Source organism: Candidatus Cloacimonadaceae bacterium (genome assembly GCA_030693415.1).
Classification (GTDB): Bacteria; Cloacimonadota; Cloacimonadia; order Cloacimonadales; family Cloacimonadaceae; genus JAUYAR01.
In genome coordinates, this window is sequence record JAUYAR010000117.1 from 1 (window position 1) to 7,238 (window position 7,238).

The 7,238-nt window shown below is 42.1% G+C and carries 4 protein-coding genes; 2 read left to right on the forward strand and 2 right to left on the reverse strand.

Annotated elements, in window-relative coordinates:
- Both Q8M98_07240 and Q8M98_07245 read left to right on the forward strand, forming a co-directional pair.
- Positions 1-885: hypothetical protein (locus Q8M98_07240; GenBank protein ID MDP3114556.1), on the forward strand; the 885-nt coding region annotated here is incomplete at its 5' end.
- On the forward strand, positions 885-1,763 hold the full coding sequence (locus Q8M98_07245; protein MDP3114557.1) for a phage minor head protein: 879 nt from the start codon (positions 885-887) through the stop codon (positions 1,761-1,763). The genes Q8M98_07240 and Q8M98_07245, both read left to right, overlap by 1 nt.
- Here the strand turns inward: Q8M98_07245 and Q8M98_07250 are convergent.
- Together Q8M98_07250 and Q8M98_07255 are read right to left on the reverse strand one after the other, a co-directional pair.
- Entirely contained in the window at positions 1,755-2,348 is a 594-nt protein-coding gene (locus Q8M98_07250) for a hypothetical protein (GenBank protein MDP3114558.1), read from the reverse strand. The genes Q8M98_07245 and Q8M98_07250 overlap by 9 nt on opposite strands.
- Before the next feature lie 178 nt (positions 2,349-2,526).
- Positions 2,527-7,128, reverse strand: a complete 4,602-nt coding sequence (locus Q8M98_07255; protein MDP3114559.1) for a fibronectin type III domain-containing protein — start codon at positions 7,126-7,128, stop codon at positions 2,527-2,529.
- Between the last annotated feature and the right edge of the window lie 110 nt (positions 7,129-7,238).

Genomic DNA, 7,238 nt, shown 5'->3' on the forward strand with positions numbered 1-7,238 from the left:
GAGGGAAATGGCAAGATCGTCTGGCTCGGTAACCTGGTACATCCCAATTACTCCATCTGCCAGTTTCAGGAGCTCATATTAGGCGATTTACGAGCAGATAATCCAGATTTAGACGTTACCTACCAGATTGCATTAAAGACCCACCAAAAGGCGATATTGCGCTTCTCTCTCGAAGATATGCATGGCAAGTCCATCTGGGAAGAGCAGTATCCTACTGCCACTCTGCCAAACCTGCGAGCCAAGTTCGGTCATACAGGTTATCAGAGGGAGATGCTAGGTCAGCCGGTAATCGAAGGTAACATCTTCAAGAACCACTGGTTTACCAAGTATAGAACCTTGCCTGAACCATCACAAATGAAGCGGGTCTGGCTCTATGCCGATCCTGCATGGGGAGAGAAAGGATGTTTCAAAGCTGTCATCTCCATTGGCTATGATGGCAATCGTTTCTACGTGCTTCATGTCTGGATTCGTCAGATCGAGAATACCAAGTTCTTCAGATATTATTACGATGCCTATCAGGAGTTGGATCAGATCTACCGGGTCAAAGCCAGAGCAGCCTGTGAGACCACTTACGGACAGGCTCGTATCCTTGCCGACTTCGATAGATGGGCACAGGACAACAATCTTCCACCCATATCCCATCGCATCAAGCGCATAGATAACAAAGACAACAAGAACCTCCGCATTGAGAGAACTGAGACCATCATCGAGACTGCCAAAGTGCTCTTTCCGGAGGGACAGGATACTCCCACCCTGATCTCCCAGTTCCTCACCTATCCTGATGGCTATATCGATGCCTGTGATGCTCTGGCAGGATGTTTGGAACGCTTCTCCGAATACGATATCGGCAGGAACAGAGTCAAGGTTAGGAGATTTAGCTTCTAATGAACTACTACGATAAGCTCATGTTGGAGTACTACCGGGTCCTCAATAATGCTTGGAAAACAGAGATCAAGGATGCTGCCAGGCTAGCCATTCAAATGCTGAGTGAAATGCCAAGATCTGAGAAGCTCAATAAGAACGCCATAGACAAGCTTATGGGCATCATCAATACTCAGTTGGGGGATGACTTCGCAGCATTGGTCAATGAGCCCACCAAAGCGATAATAGACCGCTGTGTGCGGCTTGGACTGAGGGATACCCAAGTGCAAGCACCAACCAAGACCAGTATCGGGCTCTGGGGCATTGAAGATCAGCATCTATCATCCACCATTCAGAAGCAGCAGTTGTTCTGGATAGGGAATCATTTCGAGGCCGATGTCCGGCAGAACTTCGCAGACACCCTCTCCAAAGCCATCGAGCAAGGCTATACCAAAGAAATGCTTGCCGATACACTCAAAGACCAGTTCAATGACCTCGCCAATCGCTCATCCCATTACTGGCAGGGACTGGCAGAGCATACAGCTCTCAGAATCAGAGAATTTGGAAGGCTACAAGGCTACAAAAAAGCCAAAGCCAGATACTACAAGCTTGTAGTGATCCTGGATGACCGCACCAGTGACATCTGCCGGGCTTTGGCTGTTCAAGACAAGGTCTATCCTCTAAACGATGCCATGGAAGTGATGGATAACCTTATGGCTCTGGATACCAAGTCCAGTAGCCTGGATGATGCCCGGGAATACGTCAAAGCTTTAGCACCTTGGATAAAAGACGATCAGATCGAATACGACTCAGGGATGAACCCAGTAGGAGTATCCGGAGCACATACACCATTTCCGCCATTTCATTGGAAGTGCAGGACGACTACAGAAGTTTTATTGTGATCTGTTATCCACTTGTATCTTGGATTTAAGAGTTAACTCCATTAAATAACAATAGTCTCCTAATAGTCTATCTATTGTAGAGTTGGATTTAGAAACACTTCTCAGCCGTACTTTAAATTGGCCACCCAATAACTCATCCAGTTTAGGAATTGTTCGTTTTGCTTTTCTAACAATATTTATGTTCACATTGTCTTCAGATGTATAGGTAAAGGCTGTGTTTATATGACTTTGCTGCGTTAAATAGATCACGAAGCATCTAACTATTTCGCTATTTATTCCATTCTTTAGGGCAGATAACTTCAAAATGTCATCTCTGACCGGCTTGGGGACTATCTTGCTTCTTCCTGCTGATTTATCAAAGGCACTCTTGACTTCGAAAACGTACGTCATGTCCTGACTATAAACCACAATATCAGCAAATGCCGACTTGCCCAAAGGTAGATCAATGTTAAAGCCAAATTTCTCTCCAATTGTGAGATAACTAACCTCGAAACCTAACTCCAAACTATTGCATCTGTCAATACTGCTAAGAAACTGTGAAAACTGGACAACTACAGCCCCTTCATTTATATGATAATCGGGCATAATCAACCTACTGAATGTCGTCCAATGGCATAGTGCTAAGCAAGCTTTCTTGATAGAATTTATAATCTCCATATTAACCTCATAATTAGGGGGTTGCCATGCATCCAAAATTCAAGAAAAGCCTGAATCCTATCTGATACTTCAAATCCAGTTCAGGCTTTACTATCAGGTTTTATTCCTAGTTTCTTATTGTTCCGCTTACAGCAATCACCTTAAAGAACAATCTATCGGCATAATCCACTACATCTGTTAAAGTAAGGGTCGATTCCGTTACAGTAGAAATCAGAGATTCGGAACTGCACATAAAATTTGGATTATCACCCACGTGAACTTCATAATAGCTTATCCCGATGAGATTGCCCAATACGTCCGTAGTGACATCATCCCAATCAATGATTAATAGCGATCCCGCTACTGTTAAATCTACATTCTGAGGAGATGCAGGTTGAGTTGAGGAAGTTGTCATAGCTGTAATGACAGATGGATAATGTGTAGATAATCCGGCTGCATCTATCGCATATACCATAAAGTAATACCTTGTTGATGGGATCAATCCACTAATTGTGGTAGTTATCAATCCCGAACCGGAAGCTAATAGATTGGGATCTTCTGCTCCGCACCACATCGAATCCTCCATTGTAACCACGGGATTCAATGAATAATACACTCTGTATTCCAAGAAGTTAAGGTCGCTTGATGCCGTCCAATTCAGTTGAATTGTATTATCTGTAGTAGCCTCCACAAAGAAATTACTGATAGCTGCGGGAGCTATGGTATCAATTCGGAACACCCAATCATCCGCAATGCCCTCTAAATGTTGAATTCCGCTATATCCGGTCAAACCATTTTGATCAGAGGCTTTGATTTCAAAGCTATAGACTCCGTCATTGCTAACTTGAATCTCAGCCTGTATAACGATTTGGTTCTGTCTGGTTAAATCGTTACTGATAATAATGGGACTTTGCCAGATCTCATCCGGGTCATAAACACTGTTTTTGTTTTGGTCAAAACGGAATCTTATGGAGTCTTCATTTAACAAAACATCGCTGCTGATCTCAGCTTCAATAATAACGGTTCTTGAAGTTTGCCAAGCCGGTAACGGTTGATTTGATGGTGTCGGATTTGTGATCTGGGGTGGATTCGAGTTTATTTTAACCACCCAGTCATCATCTATTCCCAAGACACCATTTAGCCCACTATACCCAATATTTCCCAATGAGTCTTCCGCTTTGAATTCAAAGGTAAAAATCCCATCTGAAGAGAAGTTGATTTGTGTAGTCACGGCACTTCTATCTCGAATAGTTCTAATTCCATTTCTCTGATTAATCGGTGTCCATGCTTCATCCAAATCATACATTCCATTACCGTTACTATCATATCGGTAATAAACAGATGATGTGCTAGAATCAAAGCTGGCTACAGATACTCCAATGGTAACAGTTCTTGTTGTAGACCAGTTTGGATTTGGCTGATTACCTGGAATAGGATTGCTAAAAACAGGAGGAGTGGCATATACTCGCACTATCCAGTCGTCTGACATACCATCAGCATTGTTTGTTCCGCTGAATCCAACATTACCTACTTGATCCATAGCACGGAATTCAAAGTGCAACAAGCCATCAGCTTCAAACAATACTTCAACCGACACGATAATCTGGTTTCTGGAATTTCTTTCCTGTCTTTGGTTAGAATACTGCACCCAAGGCTCATCTGCATCATAATTGCCGTTCCCATTCCGATCAAATCTATATTCAATAGAACCTAAGGGGATTTCGAGGTTATCCGAAATCGAACATCCGATCGTCACAGTTCGGTTGTTTGTCCATGTTGGGTTGGGTTGATTTATTGGGATTGGATTGCTAAAATCAGGTGCTGTTACATCTAATCTTACCACCCAGTCATCTGATATCCCTTCGATTGAATTATCTCCACTATAAGCAATATTGCCATTCAGGTCAGCAGCTTTGAATTCATAAGCAAGGACACCATCAACCTGATAAGTAGCTTCAACGCTGATACTGATAAAATTGCGGTCAATATTGTATGAATCTGTCCTGGTCACCGCTTGCCAAGCCTCACTAATGTCGTATATACCATTCCCGTTTGCATCAATTCGATATTGGATAGAATTCTGATCAATTTGGTTCGCATCTGTTATTGTGCAGCCGATGGTAGCAGTAAGTGAATTGACCCATTCCGGGTTGGGCTGATTGGATGGTAAAGGGGCAGAGAATACCGGTGCTGTCCCATCAATCTGGAAATTTACTACTTCTGATAATAAAGATGCATTGCCACTCTGATCCACAGCCCTGATTGCAGCCCAATAATTACTTGTTGCCAAAGGGTACACAGCTGTTTGAATAGTGTTGATATTGTTTAACATAGCATCGTTTAGTACTGACCATAATTGATCTGATGTAGTTACTTGGGCATCTGTAGAAATGTAAATCTCATATTTTTCAAAATAAGTATCAGTAGAAGGATTCCAATGCAATGTGGCAGAAGTTGAAGTCAAAGCCATTGCCTCTAAACCCGTAACAATGGTGGGAGCAGTTACATCCCTAACCAATCCGAATATCCGGAAATTATCCACTGTCCAATAGTTTTCCTGCCCTATATTGGCAGCACCATTTACGTAATTCCAGCGAAAACGAACGGATGGCTTTGCATCCAAGGCTGGAATTGTATAAGTCTTGATTCCACTTGTGCTTGTAGAAAATATCTCTACAGTAGTGTAGGTTACATTATTGAGTGTATAGGCGAAGGTTCCGGTACCGCTTCCATAAGGTAGGAAAGCTGTATCAAAGGATACTTCGATATCTTTGTAGCCGGATAAATTGTATGTTGGTGATAACAACCTTTCATTAGCTGTAGTACCGGTTACAGCTTTCGTTTTCATGCCATAATCGGTACCACTGACCTGAAAAGGCTGCCAAGGATAGGTGGTAGTGCCAGTATGTTGTGTTGTCCAGTTAGTGGGGATAATACCTGAATTATTAAAGTTCTCGAGAGTTGCCCAAGTTTCGAGGACAGTTGCTTTTAGAACTTGTTCAACAAACAAACCCCATTGGTTGGTTGCCCGGATGGTGATGTATTCTGTACCATACCAATCATCTAAAGGTAGTAGGTTCAGTACATTGCCACCGCTGATGCTAGTGTTAATCATCTGGTTGCCATTAGTGGTAAAATTCATACTCGAATAAGCATTTGAAAAGTAATTTGATAGATCAATGCTTGCAGAGCCATTTTGGATAATCTGCAGGGGAGATATTTGTTGAGAAATTGCAGGGGGTTCTGGTACTACAAATGAAACAGTAGAAATAAAAGTATTATTTATACTTGTACTACCTGATAGCATTGTGTTTCCAATGTTGGCAGAGCCTAAGTAAGTACCCCACAAATTTATAGATGTGTCATCTCTAACTTGTAGATTTATCGAACTTTCATCATTTGCCCCACCCGCACTGATCGCTGAAAGTACACTACCTGATGGGTTTACCTGCAATAAAAACAAATCCTTGTTCCCAACGCTGCTAAGCTGAGTGGTACCGAAAAGTACACTATTGGCATAATAACCACTTATGCACGGATTTCCACTACCATCCACTACGATATTCCATCCAACGTCTGAACCAACTCCACCGTACCGATTTGCCCATATCAGATTTCCAGTATTATTAAATTTTAATAGCAGCACATCTTCATTTCCAGCACATACAAGCTGAGAAGTCCCTAAAATAACAGTTCCCGTTATTAACCCAGTAACAAATATATTGCTAGTAGTGTCACACACTAGATTAAGCAAATTAATGCCATTTGTAGGTCCACCTAAGAAACGTTGAGCCCACATCCAATTTCCGTTGGTGTCTATTTTTGCTATTACCGGATCATTGGAGCCAATTGCTGGTAATACAATTGAGCCAAAAGTGTATGTCCCAAACTGAGTTCCAAACAGCGTAATAAGGTTTCCGTCAGAGTCAATTTCTATCGGTCCTGATCCGTCATGAGCATCTGTAACTGAAGTGGGTTTTCTTGCCCAAAGCCAATTTCCATTAATGCCAAGTTTAGCGACAAAACCATCATCATAACTGTTGTTTGTTAATGTGTGACTTCCAAATGTTGCATTACCATAAATAGTCCCCGATATGAATACCTCGTTATTGGTATCTACATCTATATCGATGCCCCTATCGTGGCCAGAGCTTCCTCCACTTGCAGTCCATAACCATCCACCATTTGTGTTTAGCTTGGTTACAAATAAATCACACAATCCACCCCTATATGGTTGTTGTATAGACCCGAACGTAGCAGTACCTGCATAATTTCCAACTACGATAATGTTACCGGATGCATCAAGCTGCAATCTTCTTCCAGCTTCCCACTGTTCACCATCAATACTGGATGAACCTCCAGTAGAGCCTGCTTTCACAGCCCACAACCATTCATTGTTGCTGTTCATTTTGGCAACAAATATATCTGACCCACCATAACTGGAAATCTGAATACTGCCAAAAGTTACGTTGCCATTAAAAAAACCGGTGTAATAAGAGTTTCCTCCCTCATCTTTTACTGCATCATTTATGTATGCAGACCCCACGATACTCACATTGAACGCTGATTGCCATATTGCCACTTGCGCTCCAATAGTAACTGCGTACAACATACAAATTAGTAGTAATGTGCTTTTCATGATTCCTCCCATTGCTTTACTTAGCCATAAAAGACAGAATTGACCGTTTAGGTTCATTTCTCTTTCGATATTAAATAGTGGTTTATTCATCTGAGATAATGCCTTATTTACATGCTCTATGCCATACGATTTCGGTGACATTATAAGAATTTCGGTCCCCCAAGATTTCGGGGGGGGGGGGGGGGGTAAAAAAAAATGCC

Excerpts from the sequence above, each read along its gene's own strand:
- Q8M98_07245 (MDP3114557.1), top strand. The coding sequence starts at position 885 with ATGAACTACTACGATAAGCTCATGTTGGAGTACTACCGGGTCCTCAAT.
- Q8M98_07250 (MDP3114558.1), bottom strand. The coding sequence starts at position 2,348 with ATGCCCGATTATCATATAAATGAAGGGGCTGTAGTTGTCCAGTTTTCA.
- Q8M98_07255 (MDP3114559.1), bottom strand. The coding sequence starts at position 7,128 with ATGAATAAACCACTATTTAATATCGAAAGAGAAATGAACCTAAACGGT.